The sequence below is a fragment of the uncultured Aquincola sp. genome, assembly GCF_964001545.1.
Taxonomy (GTDB): domain Bacteria; phylum Pseudomonadota; class Gammaproteobacteria; order Burkholderiales; family Burkholderiaceae_C; genus Aquincola.
Window position 1 is genome coordinate 1 of sequence record NZ_CAXFDV010000720.1, and the last position, 1,960, is coordinate 1,960.

Below are 1,960 nucleotides of genomic sequence, written 5' to 3' on the forward strand. Positions count from 1 at the left end.
ACCGCCTCCCCGCCTTCGGTGGCCTCGGTGGCCGCCTTGCTGGCCATGCCGTCGGTCACCTTGGCGTTGTCGGTGTTCTGCGCGATCGACGAGGTCATCTGCTCGATCGACGCGCTGGTCTCTTCCACGCCGGCGGCCTGCTCGCTGGCCGCCTGGCTCAGCGCCTGGGCCGTCGCGCTGACTTCTTCGGAAGCGCTGGCCAGGCCCTGGGCACTGGTGTTGACTTCTTCCACGACCCGCGACAACGTGGCCACGGTGCGGTTGATGTGGTCCTTCATCTCGCCGAAGCGGCCGCTGTAGTCGGCGGTGATGCGTCGGGTCAGGTCGCCCTGGGACAGCGCGCCCATCACCTGCGCCACGTCGTCCACGCTGGCGCCCACGGTGCTCACCAGCTGGTTCACGCCCTGCGCCATCTCGCGCTGGAAGCCCTGCAGCCCGGCCTCGTCCACCCGCTGGTCGAACTGGCCGCGGTTGGCGGCTTCCACCACGCGGCGCTGGCCGTCGATCACCTGCTGCAGCCGCGCGGTCATCTGCCGCACCGCGTACAGCAGGCTCTGCCGGTCGCCTTCGCGCAGCGTGATCTGCGCATCCAGCCGGCCATCGGCCACCTCGTGCAGCACCCGCGCCGCATCGGCCGGCTCACCGCCCAGCTGGCGGCTGACGATGCGCGTGACCACCAGGCCCAGCAGCACCGCCAGAACCACCGAAGCGGCCACCACGCCGATCATCACCAGGCGCGCCGCATCGGCAGACGCGGCGGCGGTGTTGCTGGCGTTCTCGGCCTGCGAACGCAACTCGTCGATGATGGAGGTCATCACCGTCTCGATGCCGTTGACGGCCTTGCGCGCATCGCCATTGCTCAGGCGCGCGGCCTCGTCCAGCTGGCCGGCCAGGGCCAGCTTGGCCACTTCGTCGTTCCTGGCCAGGTAGTTGGGCAGCTGCTGTTCCACCTGGGCCAGCAGCTGCTTTTCCTTGTCGCTCAGATTGGTGCTGCGGTAGGTGGCCAGCGCAGCGCGGAACTTGTCCAGATGCACCTGGGCGCGTTCCACCGCGTCCTTCACGTCCTTGGGTTCCTTGAGCGCCGGCAGGCGCACATAGGCGCGCGAATGGGCGCTGATGCGGGCCGCCGCTTCAGACACGTACTGCGCGGGCAGCGTGGTGTCGGTGTAGGTTTTGTACAGCAGCTGCTGGAGGTCGATGATGCGCAGCAGTCCATAGCCGCCCACGGCGGCGGTCAGCACCGAACAGGTCAGAAAAGTCAGCAGCAGCTTGTGCGCCAGTTTCAAGCGCAGGAACCAGTTCATGGGTGCTCCTAGGCCCTGGGTGGGCCTTCTCTTGTCAGAAAGTGGTGAAGTCGGCTTCGTCCACCGACGCAGCCGCGCTCACGCGCCGCGCCTGTGGTCGGGCCAGGCCGGCAGCGCCGCGGCGCGCGCTGGCCTGGGCCTGGCTGAGGGCCTTGCGGGCCGGGCCGGAGGCTTCGGCCTCCATCGGGGCGCCGTCCAGCTTGAAGAAGCCCATCGCGCGCTGCAGCTCTTCGGCCTGGGCGCTCATCTCCTCGGCCGTGGCGGCCAGTTCCTCGGAACTGGAGGCGTTCTGCTGCGTGGTCTGGCTCAGCTGGCTCACGGCCGCATTGATCTGGCCCACGCCGGACGATTGTTCTTCGCTGGCCGCGGTGATCTCCTGCACCAGGTCCGAGGTCTTGCGGATGCTGGGCACCATCGCGTCCAGCAACTGGCCGGCGCGTTCGGCCAGCTCCACGCTGCTGCTGGCCACGGTGCCGATCTCCTGCGCCGCCACCTGGCTGCGTTCGGCCAGCTTGCGTACTTCGGCCGCCACCACCGCAAAGCCCTTGCCGTGTTCGCCGGCACGGGCCGCTTCGATGGCCGCGTTCAGCGCCAGCAGGTTGGTCTGGTAGGCGATGTCGTCGATGATGGTGATCTTGTGCGCGATCTGCTTCATC

Annotated in this window: 2 protein-coding genes; both read right to left on the reverse strand. The window is 68.6% G+C overall.

What is annotated here, in order from left to right; all coding sequences use genetic code 11:
• The coding region (locus tag ABNT58_RS25370) for a methyl-accepting chemotaxis protein (RefSeq protein WP_348756159.1) at positions 1-1,304 on the reverse strand (1,304 nt) is incomplete at its 3' end.
• Between the two features lie 34 nt (positions 1,305-1,338).
• Positions 1,339-1,960 (reverse strand): methyl-accepting chemotaxis protein (locus tag ABNT58_RS25375; RefSeq protein ID WP_348756160.1); only part of this gene is annotated, 622 nt, incomplete at its 5' end.